We start from the raw sequence: 19964 nt of genomic DNA, 5'->3' as shown, positions 1-19964 counted from the left end.
CTTATCAAGCCTCTCTGGTGGCGATCACCTCAGGGGGAAGACTGATTTGCTCTACCCTACGGCCTCGCAAAGCGGGCAATCACCGGCACGTGGTCGCTGGGTTTGTCGGTCCAGCCACGGGCAGGGCGGATGATTTCGGCTGAGACCGAGCGTTCGGCGACATCGCCCGTCGACCAGATATGATCGAGGCGCCGGCCCTTGTCCGAGGCGTTCCAATCCGCACTGCGATAGCTCCACCAGGAATAGAGCTTCTGGTCATAGGGCACGTGCTTTCGCACGAGGTCGACCCAGCCGTGGCCGCCGGTGAGAAGCGCATCGAGCGCTTCGGTCTCGACCGGAGTGTGGCTTACGATCTTGAGCAGTTGCTTATGGCTCCACACATCGTTCTCATGCGGGGCGATATTGAAATCGCCTGCAATCAACTGCCCGCGCTGGAACATCGGTTCATTGAACCAGATCTTGAGCTCAGAGAGAAAACCCAGCTTGTGCTTGAACTTGGGATTGATCTCGGGGTCAGGTTCATCACCGCCGGCCGGAATGTAGAAATTGTGGAGCGTAAAGGGACCGTGACCAAGATCGACAAGAGCGGAGACATGGCGCGACTCAGGGATCTCGCAGAAAACGCGGCTCGAAATGTCGGTGAGGGGAAATTTAGAGACGATGGCAACGCCGTGATAGCCCTTCTGCCCATGAACGGCCATGTGGGGATAGCCGTTCTCGATGAAGGCGTTGCGAGGGAACTGGTCATTGGTGCACTTGATCTCCTGCAGCATCAGAACATCGGGCTGGTACTGGCGCAGGAAGTCGAGAACCATGTCGATGCGCAGGCGAACAGAGTTGATGTTCCAGGTGACAACGGAAAGGGTCATTGGCGCTCCAATTCTATTCCCAGCGGTAAAATCCCGGTCCTTATGGACAGGCGAGGCGGAGGGGTAAAGCCGAAATCGGCTAAAGCCTCTGCCCTGCTGACGGCCCCTGTCAGGACCAACAGAGCCATATAAAAAGCCCGGCACCATAAGGGCCGGGCCTTGATATTGCTCGAAGACAAAAGCGGCTGGGCCGCTTCCGGCTTATTCGCTCTTGGCTTCGCCTTCAGCGGCAGCGGCCTGCTCGGCAGCAGCAGCGGCGGCCGCAGCTTCAGCGTCCTTGGCAGCCTGTTCGGCAGCGAAGGCTTCTGCAGCAGCGATCTTTTCGGCTTCGCGGGCTTCACGAGCGGCCTGAGCTGCTTCGCGTTCGCCGGCTTCGATCTTGCGGGTACGGGCGTTCGTCGATTCGAAGATACGAGCCGACTTACCGCGACGATCACGCAGGTAGTAGAGCTTGGCGCGACGGACCTTACCGCGCTTGATCACTTCGACCGAAGCGATATTGGGCGAGTAGATCGGGAACACGCGTTCCACGCCTTCGCCGTACGAAATCTTGCGCACGGTGAAGCTTTCCATGATGCCGCCGCCGGAGCGGGCAATCACGACGCCTTCATAGGCCTGGAGGCGTTCCTTGTCGCCTTCGCGAATCTTGACCCACACCTTGACAGTATCGCCATGGGTGAATTCGGGGAGTTCGCGCTTGGACGCCTGCAGGGCGACCTGCTCGGCGTTGAGCTGTTCGATAATGCTGCTCATTTTACGATCCGTTCTGATCTTATCGTGGGGCGACTGTGTCACCCGGTCTTGGTTGTAACGGAGGGGTAGTCTTTTTGATCTTGTCGCACGACAGGTCCGATCCCTGGCGCGCGAATGGGCGGCTCATAGGGGAAAATGGGCCGGAAGTCTAGGGGATTTGGGCGCGAGGCGGCAGTTTCAGCAGCCCTCACCCTGAGGCCTTCTCGTCAGCTCTTCAGCAGATCCGGCCGCCGGGCCTTGGTCAGTGCAAGCGATTGTTCGTGCCGCCACCGGGCGATCCGGGCGTGGTCACCCGAAGTCAGGATTGCAGGAATTTCCCGGCCTTCGAAGTTCTGCGGACGGGTGTAATGAGGATATTCGAGCAGCCCGTTTTCAAAGCTCTCCTCGTCCCGGCTGTCGAGCGCACCAAGAACGCCAGGGATCAGGCGGACGACCGCTTCAAGCAGAACCATGGCGGCGACTTCTCCGCCAGCCAGCACATAGTCGCCGATGGAGATCTCTTCGAGGTGGCGTGCATCGATCACCCGCTGGTCAACGCCTTCGAACCGACCGCACACGATGACGGCGCCCGCGCCGGTGGCAAGCTCATGGGCGCGCCTTTGGGTCAGCGGCTTGCCGCGGGGCGACATCAGAATACGCGGGCGAGGGTCGCTGGCAGGCGCAATCGTGTCGATGGCTTTGCCCAGGATATCGGGCTTGAGCACCATGCCGGCGCCGCCGCCCGATGGGGTATCGTCGACGGTGCGGTGCCGATCGGTTGCAAAGTCGCGCAGATGGTGGGCCTTAAGCGTCCAGAGCCCATCCGCCATGCCGCGCCCCAGAACGGATGCGCCGAGTGGTCCTGGGAAAAGGTCGGGAAAAAGGGTGATGATATCGGCCGAAAACATGGTCTGCCCGATCAGTCTGGCTCTTCCTCGCCCGGTTCGGCATCGAGCGGTGGGGCAATGACCAGAAAGCCCTCGCTCACACGGACGGTCGGCACGACGGTGCGTGTGAAGGGATAAAGAAACGTATCACCTGAGCGCGGATCGCGAACTTCGATGAGATCGCCGGCACCATAATTCAAAAGGGCGGAAACTGCCCCGATGCTCACACCGCTTTCAAGCCGCGCATCAAGACCGATCAGATCAGCATGGTAGAAATCGTCTTCGTCATCAGGATCGGGCAATTGTTCCCGGTCGATAAAGAGCGACACGCCATTAAGAAGCTCTGCCGTATTGCGATCGCGCACGCCCTTGAGGCGCGCCACGAGAACCGTCTTGTTGAGCCGCGCACTTTCGATGGTGACGCTCAGACCCGGGCGATCAGTTTCAAGCGGGCCATAGCTCGCAATGGCTTCGGGGTCGCCAGTATAGGTGGTGATGCGAACTTCGCCCTTGATGCCGTGAGCAGCACCGATCTTGCCCATCAGGATTTTCTTGTCTGGCGCAGGCATTGTGTTCCCCAGCGTCTTTCCGGTCTGCACCCTTAGCAGGCTTGCGCCGTCACGCAAACGGTCAAGCGTGGCAAGGAACCTTGCAGGCGGCGCTGGATTGAGCTTGACGCGAAAACAAAGGAGAGCGCCATGCCCAAAGTTCTGACCGACCGCCAGGAGATCCGCGAATGGGCTGAAGCGCGTGGCGGCAATCCGGTGCTGATGGAAACCCCGGAAGGAACGGGCACTCGCACTGTGCTGCAGCTGACCTTCGGACAGTATGAGCTCAATGCCGATGGCAACGAGGGACCGGACCGGATCGACGGATTCCAGCTCGTCAGCTGGGACGAATGGTTTGCCGCCCTCGATGAAGCCGGCCTCGCGATCGATGTCAGCGATGATCCGGCAGGCGGCAACGAAGCCGAATTCACCTTCGTGCCGAGAGACTGAACCGGCGTTTCACGTGAATCCATTTGGCCTGGGCCGCCTGGCAGCGGCTTAGAGCCCGCCCATCTTGCAGAGCAGTTTCCATTCCGCTTCGCTGACCTTGGACACCGAAAGCCGTGAGAGCTTGACAAGTTCGAGGTCTGAAAGGGCTTGTGTGGCCTTGATCTCTGCAAGCCCGACCGGGCGGGGAAACGGCTTAACCGACTGAACATCGACGCAGTCCCACACGACCTCGCCCTTGGCGTTGAGGTCGGCGGTCGAATCCGGGTGGGCCCTGGCCACAACCTTCATGATACCGACGATCTCCTTGCCGATATTGGAGTGGTAGAAAAACGCCTCGTCGCCGATTTCCATGGCGCGCATATTGTTGCGCGCCGCATAGTTGCGCACGCCATGCCACTCTTCCGCTTCACCGCTCGCGGTCTTGGCGACGAGATCGTCAAAAGAGAAAACATCGGGTTCGGACTTCATCAGCCAATAGGCCATGGAGCTTAGAACTCCACGCCAGTGGTGTTGATGGCGATGCGCCAGCGCTTGACTTCATAGCTTTCGAATACACCGGCCGGCACGAAGGGGTCGGCGGCAGCAAGAGCCTGTGCTTCTTCCAGGGTCTCGGCTTCGAACACGACGATCGAACCTTCCGGCTGATCGCCATCGCCAAGAAGAGCGCCGGCAAAGACCAGTTTCTTGCCCAGCGAATTGAGGTGGTCGAGATGCACGGGGCGGGTGTCCAGACGCTTTTGCAGGGCACCCGCGGCGTCCTTGGCAATCATGGCATAGAGCATGTTCAATGTTCCCTTTTGAGCGGGCGAGCCATGAGGCCCGCGACCACGGTAGCAATATCGGCGCGCGCCGCCACCACGGCATCGACTGCGTCGATCAGCGGAGCGTCGACGTCGAGGCTGCGCGCGAGCGCTGCGGCAACCGGCGCGGTGGCAACTCCCTCAGCGAGCTTGGCGCCGCCGGCAAGGATCTCTTGGGTCCGGCCTCCGGCGCCGAGCGCCATACCAAACTGATAATTGCGTGACTGGATGGAGGTGCAGGTGAGCGTAAGGTCGCCAAGGCCGGCCAGTCCGGTCAGGGTGTGGGCCGAGCCCCCGAGAGCGTGGACCATGCGGGCCATTTCAGCATAGGCCCGTGCAATCAGGGCGGATCGGGCAGAGGCGCCAAGCCGGGCGCCTTCAACGGCACCGCAAGCGAGGGCATAAACGTTCTTGAGCGCACCGGCCACTTCAACCCCGATCCGATCATCGGCCGCATAGGGGCGGAAGCTCGGTCCGGCCAGTGCTGCGGCAAGGTCCGAGGTCAGATTTGCATCGTCGCCCGCAAGGGTTACGGCTGTGGGCCGTCCGGCGGCGACGTCGCCGGCAAAGCTCGGACCCGAGAGCACATGACCGATGGCGCGCGGTGCCATGTCGGCAAGGATCTCGCTCTGCCGCGCCAATGTCCCTACTTCGAGCCCCTTGGCCGAAAGGATCACGGGTTTTTCGGATAAAAGATGGGGGTCAAGCGATGTAAGCAGTGTTCGCGTTGCCTGCGCAGGCACAGCGAGAATGATGATGTCAGCATCGCTTACATCTGTTTTCGCGGTGATGGCCGGAAGCAGGGTCTGGCCGGGCAGGGCGACCTCGTTTGCATGGGAAGCATTGATTGCATCGGCTTGCGCCTCGGTGCGGACGATCAGGCTCACTTCCCGTCCAGCCATGGCAGAGGCCTGGGCCAGTGCCGTGCCCCAGGCGCCAGCACCAAAGACGGCGACGGTTTCAAGTGCCATGGCGTTTCACCTGCATGGTCTCGTCCTGAAGCGGCCAACGCGGCCGGGCGGCAATCGCGAGCGAATCGCTGCTCCCCAAGGCGAGGCGTTCGGCACCGGCCCAGGCGATCATGGCGCCATTATCGGTACAAAGCGCGATGGGCGGTACAATCAGTTCGGCGCCAAATTCGTGGCAGGGTGTTTCAAGCGTTTCGGCGATCCGGCGATTGGCGGCAACGCCGCCGGCGACGACCAGCCGGATCGGCTCGGTGGGAAAGAGCGTGCTGAACCGCTCGAGCGCCTGGCGGGCGCGATAACCCACGATATGGGCCACCGTATCCTGGAAGCTCGCTGCGATATCGGCGACATCCTGGTCGCTCAGGGGTGCCAAGGCCTCGGCCTGAAGACGGACAGCGGTTTTGAGCCCGGAAAAGGAAAAATCGAGCCGATCTTCCCGAAGCAGCGGCCGTGGAAACTTGAAGCGCTTGGGATCGCCGAGCCGCGCGGTGTGCTCTAGCGCCGGACCGCCCGGATGGCCGAGCGAGAGCAGCTTGGCGACTTTATCGAAAGCTTCCCCGAGCGCATCGTCGATGGTGCCACCCCAGCGCTCGTAATCGCCGACGCCGCGCACCAGCACGAACTGGCTGTGGCCACCGGATACAAGCAGCATCAGATAGGGAAAGGCGACACCATTGGTCAAACGGGCCGTCAGCGCATGGCCTTCGAGATGATTGACCCCGATCAGGGGCTTGTCGAGAGAGGCTGCGAGCGCCTTGGCAGTGGTGAGCCCCACAAGGACGCCCCCGATCAGGCCGGGACCGGCGGTTGCGGCAACAGCGTCGATCTCGCAAAGCTCGATCCCAGCTTCTTGGATCGCCTGGGCGATGATGTGGTCGAGCCATTCGACATGGGCGCGCGCTGCCAGTTCGGGCACGACGCCACCAAAGGCGGCATGCTCATCGAGCTGGCTGCGCACTACATTGGAACGAATGGTGCCGCGGCCGGATTGATCCCGCACCACTATGGCGGCGGCGGTTTCATCGCAGCTGGTCTCGATGCCGAGGATGATGGCTTGCGCTTGCCCGGTCACGACGAACTGGTCTACTCCCTTGCCCAAGGGAACCAAGCGTCCCTCGCAAAAACTGTCCATTGGCTATACTAGGACGGAGCCAGAATGCAATCGTCAGCCCCCTTCGCCCGGATCGGAACACGCGGCAGCCCGCTGGCCCTTGCGCAGGCCAAGCTGGTGCGCAGCCTGCTTTGCCAGAGACATGGGGTCGAGGAAGACGCGATCGAAATCGATGTGTTTTCCACCGGCGGCGATCGCAGCCAGGCGTCCAATGTTCCTGTGTCGAGCATCGGCGGCAAAGGTGTCTTTACCAAGGAAATCGATGAAGCCCTGCTTTCGGGCCGCATCGATATCGGGGTTCATTCGAGCAAGGATGTGGCGAGCGTGCTGCCCGAAGGCATGCGGCTCGCCGCCTTTCTCGAGCGCGAGGACGTGCGTGACGCCTTTTTGTCGGTCAAGGTGCAATCCTTTGATCACCTGCCCAAGCGCGCTGTTTTCGGCACATCCTCGATCCGCCGGGCGGCACAGGCGCTGCGCATTCGTCCTGACCTCGTGATCGTGCCGTTTCGTGGCAATGTGCATACGCGTCTCAACAAGCTTCTCGGCGGGGTTGCCGATGCAACGCTGCTGGCCATGGCGGGGCTCAACCGCTTGCAGGAGGCGCATCGGGCAACCGCGATCCTCGATACCGAAAGCTTCATGCCCGCGCCGGCTCAGGGGGCCATCGGGCTTGCCATCCGCTCCGCAGACCAGCGCAGTGCTGATCTCGTCGAAGCGCTCGATCACGCTCCGACCCATCGAACCATCGCAGCCGAACGTGCCATGCTGGCAGTGCTCGACGGGTCGTGCCGCACGCCGGTCGGCGCCCTGTCTTCAGTTTCGGGCGATCACCTGACGCTACAGGGCGAGATTTTGAGCCTTGATGGGCAAACCAGCTTCCGGGCCGAAGGAAGCGGCAATGACCCGGAGACGCTGGGCCGCAGGATCGGGGAAGATCTTCTCCATCAAGCCGGTCCCGACTGGGTCCGGCAGTGGATGGCATAGATGCGGATGCTCGTGACCCGGCCGGAGCCGGATGCCCAAGCCACCATCGACCGTCTCGCAGCTCTTGATATCGAGGGAGTGGCCGAGCCGCTTCTGACGCGCCAAACGCTCCAATTCAGCCTGCCGCCGCTGTCCGGATTCGCCGCGGTGGCGGTGACGAGCACCAATGCCCTACGCGCTCTCGAGGATCGCGGCGTGCTCGATCAGGTGCTGCACCTGCCGGTTCACGCGGTGGGCGATCGCACGGCGCATGAAGCCAAGATGCTGGGCTTTGCCGATGTGTCGAGCGCAGGCGGCACGTTTGAAAAGCTCGCTACCAGTATCGCGCTGTCGCGCATTTCGGGACCGGTCTTTTATCCAGCGGGCCGGCACTTGAGCGGCGATCTTGCCCGCGCTTTGACGCCGCACGGCATCATGGTGGTGACGACCACGGTCTATGACATGGTGGCTGAAACCGCGTTTTCCCCTCAGCGGCTGGCCGAGATCGAGGCAGGCGCGATCGGAGCGGTGCTGTTTTATTCGCGCCGTACGGCGGAAGTTTTCTGCCAGCTGATTGATTCGCAACTCAGCGTGTCCAAACGCCGCGACCTGGCGCTGATCTGTCTTTCGGAAAATGTGGCGCAACCATTGCTTGAGCACCACTTTACTCGAGTGCATCTGGCCGATCGTCCAGACGAAGAAGCGATGATGACGTTGGCACTGGCTTTTGCCCGCGAACAAACTGGGTCATGATCGAAAAAAGGCAAAGGAGGGCACATGGCTGATCCGAAAGACAATGGTGGCGCCGAGGGCCCTCGGACACCAGGAGCCCGATCCGGTGCGGTCAAGCCTCCGGTGCTCGAAGGTACCGCGCGTCCGCTTGGAAGCAAGGACGACAAGGAAATGTCGGCCCAGGCCGGAAAACTGGCAAGCGACACATCCAAACCCGACGCAAAAACGCAGCCCCTACCGCCGCCGAAGCCGGACCCAAATCCAACATCCTCCGCCGCGAAAGCGGCTGCCGCCGGTCAATCCGAAGGCGCCGCAGGTGGAGCCTGGCTTGCAGGACTTGTGGGCGGCCTTGCAGGGCTTGGCGCTGCCTATGCATTGGCGCTGTTGGGCTATTGGCCAGCTGCGCCAGCCGCGCCGCAGCCGGAGGATCCGCGCATTGCCACGCTGTCGCGGAGTGTGCCGGAACTCCAAACCGTGACCTCGACCCTCCAAAGCGAGCTGGCGACATTAACGGCCCGAGTTGCCGACTTGCCGGCCGAGACTGATGCTCCCGCACAGGATACAGCGGCAAGCGAGCAACTTGCGAGCGAGATTGCCGCACTTTCTGCCCGTGTCGACGCGCTGGCAGTACCCCCGCAAGATCAAACCGATCCAAATGGGGACAATGCTGCCGCGATCGCCAATCTGGAAGCCGAGCTCGCCGCTTTGCGCGAAGCAACCACGCAGTCGCAGGCAGAGTTGGGCAGCGTTGCAAGCCAGATCGCGGCGCTTGAAGCCGATGTCAGTGCGGGCACCGCAGCCGAGGCTGGACAGGTCCGCTTGCCGCTGGTCGTCTCAGGCTTTGAAACTGCCTTCGCCACCGGCACAGCCTATGATGCCGAACTGGCGGCCCTGCGCCAGGCGCTGCCGGACTTGAGCGTGCCACAGCCGGTGCTGGCCAATGCCATGACTGGCCTTAAACGGCCTGACCTGGTGGCGCGCGACTTCAACGCCGTTCTGCCCGATATTCTCGCCGGCCGTCCTGTCAGTGCCGATGCCGGCTGGCAGGACGCGGCAACCGACTGGTTCCGGGGCATCATTGCCATTCGTCCGACCGAGGCGGTGGAAGGTGACAGCCCCGAGGCGGTGGTCGCCCGGCTAGAAGGCGCCATTTCCTGCGCCGACTTCATCGCCGCGAAGGCAGAGCTCGATGCTCTGCCCGCGCCAATGCGCGCGGCCGCCGGACCGGTTGCCGCAGAGATCGAGAACCAGGCTGCCGCCCAAGGCTTTCTCGTCAGTCTCCGCCAGGCCGCTTTGACTGGGGGGAGCGGCGCATGATTCGCCTTGCCGTCTGGATCATCGGCAGTCTGGTCCTGGCCGCCCTTGCCGCCTGGCTGATGGCCTTGCCAGGTACATTGACACTGGAACTGGCCGGCCAACGCATGCAGCCGCGGCTCGGCACGGCTGTGGTCTTGCTGCTTTTGGCGGCCGCTCTCGTCATTCTCGTCTGGGCGGTGGTGCGCCGCCTGATCGGTGCCCCGCGGGCCATGGCACGCCGGCGCAAGCTGCGGCGCCGGGAGCAGGGGGTCGAAGCGCTTTCCGATGCCGTCATCGCCCTTCAGGCCGGCGATCCGGCCCGGGCGCGACTTCTGGCGCGCGAAGCGCAGGCTCGCTTGCCCGAAAACAGCGCGGCAAAGCTTCTTGAAGCCCGTGCGGATCTTGCCATCGGCGACATGCCGGCGGCGCGCGAGCACTATCGGGCTCTGATCGCCAGCGACAAGACAGCGCTTGCCGCCTTGACCGGGCTTTACGATCAGGCGCGGGCCCAGCAGCACCCCGACGCGGCGCTGACCTTTGCCCGCAAGGCGCTGTCGCTCTCCCCGGAAAGCACCTGGGCCACCGAGGCCGTGTTCGACGATCTCGTGGGGCGAGGCCAATGGGCGGAGGCCGTGGCCATGGTCAATGCCGAAACGCCGCCCAATCGCGAAAGCCGCGCCCGGAAACGGCGCCGCCAGGCGGTGATCGAAACCGCACGCGCACGGGAAGCGGAAACCCGCAATCCCCTGGGCGCGCTCGAACACGCCTTGACCGCGCTCAAGCTCCTCCCCGATTTCGTGCCTGCGGCGCTGATCGCGGCCCGCATCCACATCAATCAGGGGGAAAGCCGCAAGGCCATGAGCCTCTTGCGGCGCATCTGGCGCGCAACGGGCCATCCCGATATCGCCGCGCTTTATGCCTATTCCCATCCAGGCGCCTCGGCGGTGGAGCGGCTCAAGCGCATGCGCGAGATCATCGACACTCCGCCAGAGCATCGTGCTGCGGCCATGGCGCTGGCCCGGGCCGCTATTGATGCCTATGATTGGCCGCTGGCACGCGATGTGCTGATGCCCTATGCCGGCCCGGACCTGAGCGAGGGCGTCGCCTCGCTGATGGCCGAGATCGAAGCGGGCGAAAACGGCGACCAGGGCAAGGCGCGCGAGTGGCTGGCCCGTGGGTTGCGCGCGGCGCGGGACCCGGCCTGGACAGCCGATGGCCTTGTGAGTGACGAATGGGAGCCGGTCTCGCCGGTGACCGGCAAGCTCGATGCATTCGAATGGAAGATTCCGGTGACTGGCCATGCCCGTTCCGCGGCTATCCCGGTCCCGTCTTCCGAGCCCGTGGCGGAAATCGCGCAACAAGCACAGGCCTTGCCTCTTGCGCAGGCGGAAAACCGACAGTAAAAGACCGCCCATCCCGCCGGGCTCGTGCCCGGCCGGTGCCGCAGTAGCTCAGTTGGTAGAGCACGTCATTCGTAATGATGGGGTCGGGGGTTCGAGTCCCTTCTGCGGCACCAGTTTTTCTCCCTTTCGGTGTACCTTTGGTGTGAACCCTGGCGGTTCTGCGGGGTTGATCAGCACAGGGAGGATGGACCATGGTTGCAAAGCTCGATGCTGAGGCTCTGGCAGTTGCCGGAAGCGAATTGAGCGGCTGGACGGTGGATGGGGATGCGGGGCGCCTCGTTCAGGTTTTCCGGTTCAAGAATTTCGTCGAGGCGTTCGGGTTCATGAGCCGGGTTGCGCTCCTGGCTGAGAAGGCCGGCCATCATCCGGACTGGTCCAATAGCTACAACCGGGTTGAAATCGGCCTTTCGACCCACGATGCCGGTGGTGTGACGCAAAATGATGTGGATCTGGCTCGCCAGATCAATGCGTTATTGCACTGATCAGTGGAAGTTCCGGCCCTTGGGCATGGCCGCATAGGCCCGGCGCCGTGCCATTTCGATTTCGCGGATGGCCAAGCGGTCGCGGCTCTGGCTGCCTGGCGGTCCTGATTTGCCTTCATCGGCCCGGGCAATGATCTTGTCGCCAAAGTCCTTGCCATGGGAAAGATCGAGCAGAGCCGGGGTCAGGTCCTCCAGATTTTCGGCGATGATGTGAATGACGAGCCCCTCCCGCTGCACCTGGCCGCGAACTGCCAGCATGCGGCTCGAGAGCAGGGTTTTGCGCGTTTTTTCATTCTCGAAGAGCTTGGGCCAGACCACGATATTGGCAACGCCCGTTTCATCTTCGAGCGTAACGAAGATGACCCCGCTTGCCGTTCCCGGCCGCTGTCGCACCAACACCAGCCCCGCGACCTCGATCCGGTGGCCAGGCGTGACCTTAGTCAGGTTTTGCGCCCGCGTCGTTCCTCGCTCATTCAACATCTGGCGCATGAACTGCACCGGATGGCCCTTAAGCGAGAGCGAGAGCGTTGCATAGTCGTGCACCACCTCCTCGCCAGGCCCCATCAAGGGCAGGCCGGCGGGTTCATCCCTTTCTGTCTCAACGGGTCCGGAAGCCTGGAAAAGCGGCAATGTATCGGCACCATGCGTGCCGACAAGACTTCTGACCGCCCAAAGAGCTTCACGCCGATTAAGGTTCATGGACGAAAATGCATCGGCCTTGGCGAGCTTTTCAAGGCTCGCAACAGGAACGCCCGTTCGGAGCCAGAGATCGCGAATGGATGCATAGCCCTCGCTTCCCCGCCGGGCGACAATGCGATTGATATCGGGTTCCGGCAGTCCTTCGATGAAGTTGAGCCCAAGCCGGACCGCTTTTTGGGAAAGGATATCGTCCTTCATGTCGGCGTGCCGCGGCCAGATGGCGTCGCGCGTGTTTCGACTGGCTTGAACGAGTACGCTTTCAAGATCGGAATGGTTGACGTCGATATCGAGCATCTCAACGCCATGTTCGATGGCATCCCGAACGATCTGACTGGGCGCATAAAAACCCATGGGCTGGGAATTGAGCAGGGCGCAGGCAAAGACATCGGGGTAATGGCACTTGAGCCAGCACGAGGCATAGACAAGCAGAGCAAAGCTTGCGGCATGGCTTTCAGGAAAGCCATATTCAGCAAAGCCTTTTATCTGGGAGAAGCAACGCTCGGCAAATTCCCGGCTATAGCCTCGCTCGTGGTTCATCATGCCGGTGATGAATTTTTCCTCGAAAATGCCGATCTTGCCGTTGCGACGCCACGCCGCCATGGCCCGCCGCAGTTGATCGGCCTCGCCAGCAGAAAAGCCGGCGCCTTTGATGGCCATCTGCATGGCTTGTTCTTGAAAGAGGGGGATGCCCAGCGTTTCCTTGAGCACTTCATCGAGTTCGTCGCCGGGCGTCGGCGTCCATTCTTCCGTGCCCTCACGGCGCCTGAGATAGGGGTGGACCATCCCACCCTGAATGGGCCCGGGGCGCACGATGGCTACCTCGATAACCAGATCATAGAACCGGTTGGGCTTGAGGCGCGGCAGCATCGTCATCTGCGCCCGGCTTTCGATCTGGAAGACGCCGATCGTATCGGCACGCTGGGTCATGGCATAAACGCGCGACTTGTCGAGCGGCCCTTCACCCGTCTCTTCCGCCAGCAGATCTGTCAGCTGATATGATTTCTGGTAGTGGACATGCAAAAGTTCGAAAGCCCGTCTCAAGCAGGAGAGCATGCCAAGCGCCAGAATATCGACCTTGAGGATGCCAAGAGCATCGATGTCGTCTTTGTTCCATTCGATGATGGAGCGTGTATCCATGGCTGACCGGCCGATGGGCACCATGCTCTCAAGACTGTCGCGGGTAATGACAAAGCCGCCCACATGCTGGCTGAGGTGACGCGGAAAACCGCGTAGCACCTTGATGACCTCGAACATCTGGGCGAGGACAGGATCGTCGGGATTAAGGCCGATCGTGGCGACGCTTCTCAGATCGACCCCGGATCCCCACCCCCAATGGAGCTGGTTGAAGGCACTGATCGTATCTTCCGAAACGTCAAAAACCTTCGCTGTTTCACGGATGGCGCTTTTTGAGCGATAGGAGATGACATTGGCGGTCAAACCCGTCCGCCGTCCCCCATATTTATGGTAGACATATTGCATTACCTCTTCGCGCCGTTCGTGCTCGAAATCGACGTCGATATCGGGTGGCTCGTCGCGTTCGGTGGAAATGAAGCGGCCAAAGACGAGGGTTCGCTCGGTGGGATTGACTTCGGTTATCCCGAGGCAAAAGCACACGGCCGAATTGGCGGCCGAACCGCGGCCCTGACACATGATCTTGCGATCATGACGCGCGAACCGGACGATATCCTCGACCGTCAAAAAGTAGGCGGCGTAACCCTTATAGGCGATAAGGCAAAGCTCTCGCCAAAGGTCGGCCTTGAGCTTTTCTGTCAGCCCTTGCGGAAAGCGATTTTTTGCGCCTGCCCAGGTCAGGCGCTCAAGGGTTTGTTGAGCCGTTTCGCCATTGCCGATCGTTTCTTCTGGATAGTTGTATTTGAGCTGATCCAGCGTGAAATGAATGCGGCCGATAAATACCTGCGTCTGGGCGATCGCATCGGGGTATTCGGCAAAGAGCTGCGCCATGATGGCTGCCGGCTTCAAGTGCCGCTCGGCATTCACTGAAAGCCGGAAACCTGCCTGGTGCAGGGTGACATGCTCTCGAATACACGTGACGACGTCCAGTACCATGCGTCGATCCGGTTCATGATAGGCGACATCGTTGCTGGCAATCATGCGCGCGCCATGCCGTCTTGCCAGGAGATCGATGCGGTTGAGCCGGGCGCGATCTTCCCCATCAAAGCGATGTGTGCCCGATACCCAGACCCGGCCAATTGCCCTGCGGCAGAGATGATCGAGCGTTTCTTCCGTCAGCCCCCAATTGCTTTCGTCGGGAACGAGAATGAAAAGCTGGCCTTGGGAAAAATCCTCGTTTGGACCATGAAGGATGGATGAGGCAGGATCTGCCGATCCGAAAAGGTCCTTTAAAAAGAGCTTGGAACTGCCTTTTTCGCCGCGTTGATTTCCGATGGTCAGCAGCTTGCAGAGCCGCCCGTAGGCAATGCGATCGCTGGGATAGGCAATGATATCAGGGGTGCCATCGGCAAAGGCGAGTCTCACCCCGACCAGGTAGCGAAAGCCGGGATTGATTTTTTCCCTTGTGTCCCTTGCGGCCACATAGCCGCGGACGACGCCGGCAAAAGTGTTGCGATCGCAGAGCCCTAGAGCCGTCATGCCCAAATGCATGGCGCCCGAGACCAGCTCTTCCGGGTGCGAGCCGCTGCGCAGAAAGGAAAAATTGCTGGTGGTGACCAGTTCGGCATAGGCGGGCGGGTCTTGCCTGAAGACGTCCGAGGTTTTTCTTGGCGCCAGCGCAACGACATTGCTCATGGGAAAAACCCATGCAGATACCAGCTCGCCCCAATATCATTGCTGTAAAAGCCAAGCCTGAAAACCCAGTAGCGGTGTCCATCCTCGTCTTCGACAAGATAGTAATCGCGCGTATCGGCAGATGGATCGAAGAGAGTAAGGTTGGGGATATAGGGTACCTGTTGGGGCTTTTCCCCCTGTTCAGGCTCTTTGGCCTCCTCGGGTTCAACAAGCTCCAGCCTTTTGCGGCTTCGCCACCATTCAGCACCAATGCGTTCGGGGCCTGCGCCCTTGACTAACCGATAGGTTCGGCGACGCCAGATCATGGAAGCGGGCAAGCCATGGGGGACTTCAGCATTGATCCTAACCGGTTCAGGCAAGGGGAGGAGGCGCATCGGCCTTCTCTGTTTTGGCCAGTCGCGGAATGTCGAAAGCTCGGCCGTCAAAGCCGGTATGAGGCGTGTCGCCCGCTCGGGGATATGGCTTTGGACAAAATCGATCTTGAGAACTGCATCGGAGCCCAATCGGCTGCCCAGACGGTCCGCCAGGCGGTCGATGTCTTCGGCACCATTTTCGGTATCAAAAGCGCCGAGTTGAGCGGCATTGAGTTTGTCGAGCGAACTGGCGGCAAGCCGGACCAGATCGATACCGAAGCCCGGATCGTAATTCTCACTTTCAAGCTTTTCGGCGCGGTGGCGGAAAAGACTGGCGATATGGGAAGCATCCCGGGTCAGCCGCGCCGCATTCAGCGACAGCGTCATCACCTTGTGGTCGACGCGATAAAGAAACAGGTGAAAGGTGTGCGCGCCAAGACCATGAGTTTCCAGCTGGGCGCAAAGGCGTTCTGCGAGGTTTTCGGCAATGCCGAGCACATCGTCGAGAAGCGAGATTGGCTCGAAAAATCGTCGTTCGACGAACTGCTCAACTGCTGGCAGGCGTGGCGTCATCCGCTCTTCGACATGGCCATAGGCCTGGTCGAGCCGGATCAGAAAAGATTGTTCAAGCACAGCTTGCAGGCGTCTGCGCGGACGGTGGCGCACTTGGCTGATCGTGGTCAGTCCCATTTGCGTCAGAGTGGCAACTTGATCGGCATTGAGCCGCAGAGCTGCAACGGGAAGAGCATCCATGAAACGTGCCAACCCTGCCGGCGAAATGATCCGGCCAGGCGCAAAGTGCGACGCGGCCCATGCGCCCCCGATGGTCGGAGCAATCGCTCCCGAGGCAGTATAGCCCAGGCGCCCCAACCGGTTGACCACCATGTCGAGCATGGCTTTTTCACCATCGAAAAGATGCGGCACGCCGGTTACATCGAGAATAAGGTCACCAAAGGGATTGAGATCGGTCAGCACGGAAACCAGCGGGCTGGTATTTGAATGCCAGTCGGCCAGATCGGCAAAACCTGCTTCCAGCACGGGCCGGTTGATCTCTTTCACGATCAAGCGCGGCACCAGCGCGCGTGCGTCCGCAAGGCTTTGGCCGATGCGTAGACTGCTTGCTGCAGCCTCGGTATCCATGGCTGCCAGTCTCAATCCACCTTTGACCTTTTCATAAAGGGCCAGGGGGCCACCGAGCCCGGGCTCACGCCGTTTGAGATAATCCGTTGGCCAATTGGGCAGGAAGAGCGAGAGGAAGCGGCGCTCCATTCCGGCTTTTGCGGCCGGGCTCAGCAGGGATCGTTGCAAAGCCATCTTCAGTCCATTCCAGCAAAAATTGCGTATGCTGATCGAGTGTCACGCCTTTTTCGAGGGTCAGGGCCCAGCGAGGAGGGCCCGGAGCCCGCTCATCAAAGGGTTGCCGGCCAGATCGGTGCGGAGCCAGATGCCAGCGCAGATGGGCGGCACTAGCCTCCCGGCCAGTGCCATAGCGCAGGAGAAAGAGCGAAGTGCCAGCTTCTACGGCGCGCAGGCTCAATCTTCGGCTGGCGGTGAAATCGAGCGGCTCGGGATTGCCTCCGATATCGGCGATGATGCCGGCAACAGCCCGGCAGGCGAGCGCTTCTTCGGCCACCCAGAGCAGGTCCTTCATATCCGAGGCCCGTACCAGCACGAGCTGAGCGGGGTCAAAACCGAACGAGACAAGCCCCGGACCATAGGGAATGCCGAAAAACTGCCCGTCAGTGGCCAGCTGCAGGAAGAGCACGGCCCCGCGCCTGGGCGTCAGCAGCGATCGTGCCTGTCCCAGGGCAAAGCCGAGGCTGGCGCCGCCATTGCGCATGGTGTCGGTAAAAACCTCCTGCAGCAGCCCACCAGGCAAAAGGGGAAACCCGCCTTTCCCTGTGTCAAAAGACCGGGTTCGCATCTCCGCCAAAGCCGGCTTGCGCTCGATATCAGCAATGGTTTCCCGCAGCGCGGCAAGGCGCTGTTGGCGATCGGGGGACTGCATGGTGCAAACCGCTACATGAACAAAACGGGAACATGGTGACTCAGAGGAACACAAGAGTCGAGTCCATTTTCCGTTCCCTGTGGAGGAATCGGTGTGGCGCTGCAGCATCAGGCGTGGTCAAGAGCTCGTGAGAGTGGGTGGCAGCCATTGAGCGAAACACCCATTTTGCTTCACTGTCGGCCCGCTGCCTCCCGGCGCATCCGCACCTTCGTGATTCCTCCACCCCGTACAAGAGGCTGACCGCCATGTTCGAGGCTCTGACCCGTCTGTTCCAGAAATCGGAACCGCCCGCTGACAGCAATGATCCCAAGCTTTCGGTGGCGGCGCTGCTCGTGCATCTGGCCGCGGTCGATGGCAGCATGACCGATGCAGAACGCGCCACGATCCGCGGTGTCCTGATGGACCGCTACGATCTCGATGAGCCCAGTGTGGATCGCCTGATCAAGCAGGCTGCCGAGCGCGACGCCGAGGCAGTGGATTTTTACCGCTTCACCACCGGCATCACGCAACTGCCCATGGAAGAGCGGGTTGAAATCATTCGCATGATGTGGACCGTGGTGTTTACCGACAAGCAGAATCACGAGCTCGAAGACAACATGGTCTGGCGTATTGCCGAACTGATCGGGGTGTCGAGCCGGGATCGTACCGTGTTGCGCAATCAGGTTCGCGGCCAGCGCGTTGCCGGCGAAGCCAGTGACGCATAGGGGCTGATTTTACGCCCTAGATGATCAGGATCAATTGCCGACCGGCTTGCTCGGGCTAGTGTGGACCCAGCAAGGAGAGCAATCATGTTCAAATCCATCCTAATCGCCACTGATGGTTCGCCTCTCGGGTGACAAGGCCCTCGACGCCGGACTGATGCTTGCACGGCTCAACGCTGCCCGTGTGATCATCGTGACTGCCACCGATCCGGTTTCCACCGGCATGGGGGCTGGAGGGTTCGGGGCGATCGATGCAAGTTCGATCATCGTGCAGCTCGAGGAAACCTATGCAAAGGAGGCCAAGACGCTTCTGGCAGCGGCAAGAGCCAAGGCAGACGCGGCGGACATTGAAGCGCGAACCCTTTATATGCCGCGCCAAAAGCCTGCCGACGCGATCATGGCCGCTCTCGAAGCGGAAAAGGCCGATACGATCGTCATGGGCTCGCATGGCCGGCGCGGCTTCGGGCGCTTGCTGCTGGGCAGCCAGGCGGCCGAAGTGCTGGCCCATTCGAGCGTGCCGGTGCTCACCGTCAAATAGGACGAAAGGGGAGGGGCAGGCTGCAAGCTGTTTTACGGCTTGCCTTTGCGCCGCATTGTCGGCAGAACGCCTCCCGTTGCGCCTTCCCTGACGAACCAGACAGTTGAGCCAGATGAATATCGACGCGATCCCTACCGGAAAGAACCCGCCCGACGACCTCAATGTCATCATCGAGGTTCCCCTTGGCGGCGAGCCGATCAAGTATGAAATCGACAAGGACAGCGGCGCGCTGTTTGTCGATCGCTTCCTTTATACGCCCATGCGCTATCCCGGCAATTACGGCTTCGTGCCCCATACGCTGTGCGGCGATGGCGATCCGCTCGATGTGATCGTGATGAATTCGCGTCCGCTCGTTCCAGGCTCGGTCGTGCGCTCGCGCCCGGTCGGCGTGCTCTTCATGGAAGACGATGGCGGGCAGGACGAAAAGATCATCGCCGTGCCGGTTTCCAAGCTCACCCGCATGTATGACGGGGTCAAGGATATCGAGGATTTCCCCGAGATCCAGCTCGAGCGCATCAAACACTTTTTCACCCACTACAAGGATCTCGAGCCCGGCAAGTGGGCCAAGATCGACCGGATCGGCAATCTGGCCGATGCCACCAAGGTCATTCTTGATTCGATCGAGAGAGCCAGGTCCGGCTCGTAAGCGGATGTGACAAGGGCGGGAGAAATCCCGCCCATTGCTTTTCTACCGCTCCTGCCGCAGGGCGGCCAGTTCGGCTCTGACGGCCCTGATCTCCGCCAGGATCTGGGCATTCTCGCTTTGCAGCGCCTGACGCTCGGTCGAGGCTTCCGCTTCGCTTTCCCCCTGCATGGCCGAGACGATGACACCGATAAACAGGTTCAGCACCGCATAGGTGGAGAGCAGTATAAACGGGATGAAAAAAAGCCAGGCGGCAGGATGGGCCTCCATCACCGGCCGGACGATGCCCATTGACCAGCTTTCGAGCGTCATCACCTGAAACAGGGTATAAAGCGAGGCGCCGAGCGATCCGAACCAATCGGGGAAGGTCGCGCCGAACAGGTTGGTAGCCATGATGGCGGCAACATAGAACAGCATGGCCATGAGCACGATGATCGAACTCATGCCCGGCAGCGCCGCGATCAATCCGCCTACTACGCGGCGCAGGGACGGAATGACCGAGATCAGCCGCAGGGCCCGCAGGATGCGCAAGGCGCGCAGGATCTGGAACGGGCCGCTTGCCGGGATCAGCGCGATAACCACGATGGTCAGATCGAAAATGCTCCAGGGATCGCGAAAAAAGCGTGGTCCAAAAGCAAAAAGGCGCAACGCGATCTCGATCACGAATATGCCCAGGACGAGGGTATCGAGGCCGATCAGGATCGGCCCGAAGGAGGCCATGATGCCCGGATCGGTCTCCAGCCCCAAAACCAGGGAATTGAGCACGATGATGGCGACGATGAAGCGCTCCCACCTCGGGGATGAAAGCACCGCAGCCAAAGATTGACGCATGGGCATGTCTCCTGAAAACAGCATGAGGCAGAAAGCAAAGGCCCCGGTCTCGTCAAGCGGTAAAGTGCGCTCGGACTGAAACGTTTGCTCAAATCAGCCGGGGCTCCAAGGGGCTGGCACAACAGGGGAAAAGACGCGGTATCGGCGAGCGGGACGACAGACGGATCGATAGGCGCAATCCCCC

Annotated in this window: 21 protein-coding genes and 1 tRNA gene; 10 read left to right on the top strand and 12 right to left on the bottom strand. The window is 61.2% G+C overall.

Annotation, left to right across the window (positions count from 1 at the left end):
- Positions 1 to 56: 56 nt before the first annotated feature.
- The 4 genes from BM364_RS14955 to rimM all read right to left on the bottom strand — a co-directional run bounded on the left by BM364_RS14955 (position 57) and on the right by rimM (position 3057).
- Positions 57 to 869, bottom strand: coding sequence for an exodeoxyribonuclease III (locus BM364_RS14955; RefSeq protein ID WP_092425943.1), 813 nt, complete (start codon positions 867 to 869; stop codon positions 57 to 59).
- Positions 870 to 1070: 201 nt separating this feature from the next.
- Positions 1071 to 1622, bottom strand: coding sequence for a 50S ribosomal protein L19 (gene rplS, locus BM364_RS14950; protein ID WP_092425942.1), 552 nt, complete (start codon positions 1620 to 1622; stop codon positions 1071 to 1073).
- Between the two features lie 206 nt (positions 1623 to 1828).
- Positions 1829 to 2509: a tRNA (guanosine(37)-N1)-methyltransferase TrmD gene (gene trmD / locus BM364_RS14945; protein ID WP_092425940.1), complete on the bottom strand. Its 681-nt coding sequence runs from the start codon at positions 2507 to 2509 to the stop codon at positions 1829 to 1831.
- Between the two features lie 11 nt (positions 2510 to 2520).
- On the bottom strand, positions 2521 to 3057 hold the full coding sequence (gene rimM / locus BM364_RS14940) for a ribosome maturation factor RimM (RefSeq protein ID WP_092426384.1): 537 nt from the start codon (positions 3055 to 3057) through the stop codon (positions 2521 to 2523).
- A gap of 129 nt (positions 3058 to 3186) precedes the next feature.
- Between rimM and BM364_RS14935 the strand changes: the two genes are divergently transcribed.
- Entirely contained in the window at positions 3187 to 3486 is a 300-nt protein-coding gene (locus BM364_RS14935) for a hypothetical protein (RefSeq protein WP_092425938.1), read from the top strand.
- A 48-nt stretch (positions 3487 to 3534) separates the two neighbouring features.
- Here the strand turns inward: BM364_RS14935 and BM364_RS14930 are convergent, their stop codons facing one another.
- Genes BM364_RS14930 through tsaD form a run of 4 tightly spaced genes read right to left on the bottom strand, consistent with a single transcriptional unit; the run spans position 3535 to position 6305 of the window.
- On the bottom strand, positions 3535 to 3969 hold the full coding sequence (locus BM364_RS14930; RefSeq protein WP_092425937.1) for an EVE domain-containing protein: 435 nt from the start codon (positions 3967 to 3969) through the stop codon (positions 3535 to 3537).
- Between the two features lie 5 nt (positions 3970 to 3974).
- Positions 3975 to 4268: a YciI family protein gene (locus BM364_RS14925; protein ID WP_092425935.1), complete on the bottom strand. Its 294-nt coding sequence runs from the start codon at positions 4266 to 4268 to the stop codon at positions 3975 to 3977.
- A gap of 2 nt (positions 4269 to 4270) precedes the next feature.
- Entirely contained in the window at positions 4271 to 5257 is a 987-nt protein-coding gene (locus tag BM364_RS14920) for an NAD(P)H-dependent glycerol-3-phosphate dehydrogenase (protein WP_092425934.1), read from the bottom strand.
- Complete coding sequence (tsaD, locus tag BM364_RS14915) at positions 5247 to 6305, bottom strand: tRNA (adenosine(37)-N6)-threonylcarbamoyltransferase complex transferase subunit TsaD (RefSeq protein ID WP_244542912.1); 1059 nt, start codon at positions 6303 to 6305, stop codon at positions 5247 to 5249. The genes BM364_RS14920 and tsaD overlap by 11 nt, the downstream gene beginning before the upstream one ends.
- A gap of 105 nt (positions 6306 to 6410) precedes the next feature.
- Between tsaD and hemC the strand changes: the two genes are divergently transcribed.
- The 6 genes from hemC (at position 6411) to BM364_RS14885 (ending at position 11241) form a co-directional block, all read left to right on the top strand.
- Positions 6411 to 7349: a hydroxymethylbilane synthase gene (gene hemC, locus BM364_RS14910; protein WP_092425930.1), complete on the top strand. Its 939-nt coding sequence runs from the start codon at positions 6411 to 6413 to the stop codon at positions 7347 to 7349.
- Positions 7350 to 8081: a uroporphyrinogen-III synthase gene (locus BM364_RS14905; protein WP_092425928.1), complete on the top strand. Its 732-nt coding sequence runs from the start codon at positions 7350 to 7352 to the stop codon at positions 8079 to 8081.
- 24 nt (positions 8082 to 8105) lie between these two features.
- The gene (locus BM364_RS14900; protein ID WP_092425926.1) at positions 8106 to 9377 is read left to right on the top strand and encodes a COG4223 family protein; all 1272 of its coding nucleotides are present in this window, start codon (positions 8106 to 8108) and stop codon (positions 9375 to 9377) included.
- Complete coding sequence (locus BM364_RS14895) at positions 9374 to 10759, top strand: heme biosynthesis protein HemY (RefSeq protein WP_092425924.1); 1386 nt, start codon at positions 9374 to 9376, stop codon at positions 10757 to 10759. Before BM364_RS14900 ends, BM364_RS14895 begins: the two co-directional genes overlap by 4 nt.
- Before the next feature lie 37 nt (positions 10760 to 10796).
- Positions 10797 to 10872, top strand: a tRNA-Thr gene (locus BM364_RS14890).
- A 78-nt stretch (positions 10873 to 10950) separates the two neighbouring features.
- A complete protein-coding gene (locus tag BM364_RS14885) occupies positions 10951 to 11241 on the top strand; it encodes a 4a-hydroxytetrahydrobiopterin dehydratase (RefSeq protein WP_092425923.1) in 291 nt (96 codons plus the stop codon).
- Here BM364_RS14885 and BM364_RS14880 read toward each other — a convergent pair whose 3' ends face one another.
- The 3 genes from BM364_RS14880 to BM364_RS14870 are packed head-to-tail and all read right to left on the bottom strand — an operon-like array spanning position 11242 to position 17067.
- Positions 11242 to 14706 carry an error-prone DNA polymerase gene (locus BM364_RS14880; protein ID WP_092425921.1) on the bottom strand — a complete coding sequence of 1155 codons (3465 nt, stop codon included), beginning with the start codon at positions 14704 to 14706 and terminating at the stop codon, positions 11242 to 11244.
- Positions 14703 to 16373 carry a Y-family DNA polymerase gene (locus BM364_RS14875; RefSeq protein ID WP_092425920.1) on the bottom strand — a complete coding sequence of 557 codons (1671 nt, stop codon included), beginning with the start codon at positions 16371 to 16373 and terminating at the stop codon, positions 14703 to 14705. Before BM364_RS14875 ends, BM364_RS14880 begins: the two co-directional genes overlap by 4 nt.
- Positions 16264 to 17067, bottom strand: a complete 804-nt coding sequence (locus BM364_RS14870) for an ImuA family protein (RefSeq protein ID WP_092425918.1) — start codon at positions 17065 to 17067, stop codon at positions 16264 to 16266. The genes BM364_RS14875 and BM364_RS14870 overlap by 110 nt, the downstream gene beginning before the upstream one ends.
- Before the next feature lie 245 nt (positions 17068 to 17312).
- On the opposite strand from BM364_RS14870, the gene BM364_RS14860 reads away from it, so the two are divergent.
- The 3 genes from BM364_RS14860 (at position 17313) to ppa (ending at position 18952) form a co-directional block, all read left to right on the top strand.
- Positions 17313 to 17771 carry a tellurite resistance TerB family protein gene (locus BM364_RS14860; protein ID WP_092425915.1) on the top strand — a complete coding sequence of 153 codons (459 nt, stop codon included), beginning with the start codon at positions 17313 to 17315 and terminating at the stop codon, positions 17769 to 17771.
- A gap of 112 nt (positions 17772 to 17883) precedes the next feature.
- Positions 17884 to 18306, top strand: a complete 423-nt coding sequence (locus BM364_RS14855) for a universal stress protein (protein WP_092425914.1) — start codon at positions 17884 to 17886, stop codon at positions 18304 to 18306.
- A 112-nt stretch (positions 18307 to 18418) separates the two neighbouring features.
- Positions 18419 to 18952 (top strand): inorganic diphosphatase, encoded by a 534-nt coding sequence (ppa, locus tag BM364_RS14850; RefSeq protein WP_092425913.1) that lies wholly within the window; start codon positions 18419 to 18421, stop codon positions 18950 to 18952.
- A gap of 42 nt (positions 18953 to 18994) precedes the next feature.
- Here the strand turns inward: ppa and BM364_RS14845 are convergent, their stop codons facing one another.
- Positions 18995 to 19780 (bottom strand): ion transporter, encoded by a 786-nt coding sequence (locus BM364_RS14845; protein ID WP_092426382.1) that lies wholly within the window; start codon positions 19778 to 19780, stop codon positions 18995 to 18997.
- Positions 19781 to 19964: the final 184 nt, after the last annotated feature.

It is taken from the genome of Devosia crocina, from assembly GCF_900116545.1.
Lineage (GTDB): Bacteria > Pseudomonadota > Alphaproteobacteria > Rhizobiales > Devosiaceae > Devosia > Devosia crocina.
The sequence above is the reverse complement of the archived record's forward strand: the minus strand, read 5'-3'. Positions and strand labels throughout refer to the sequence as shown.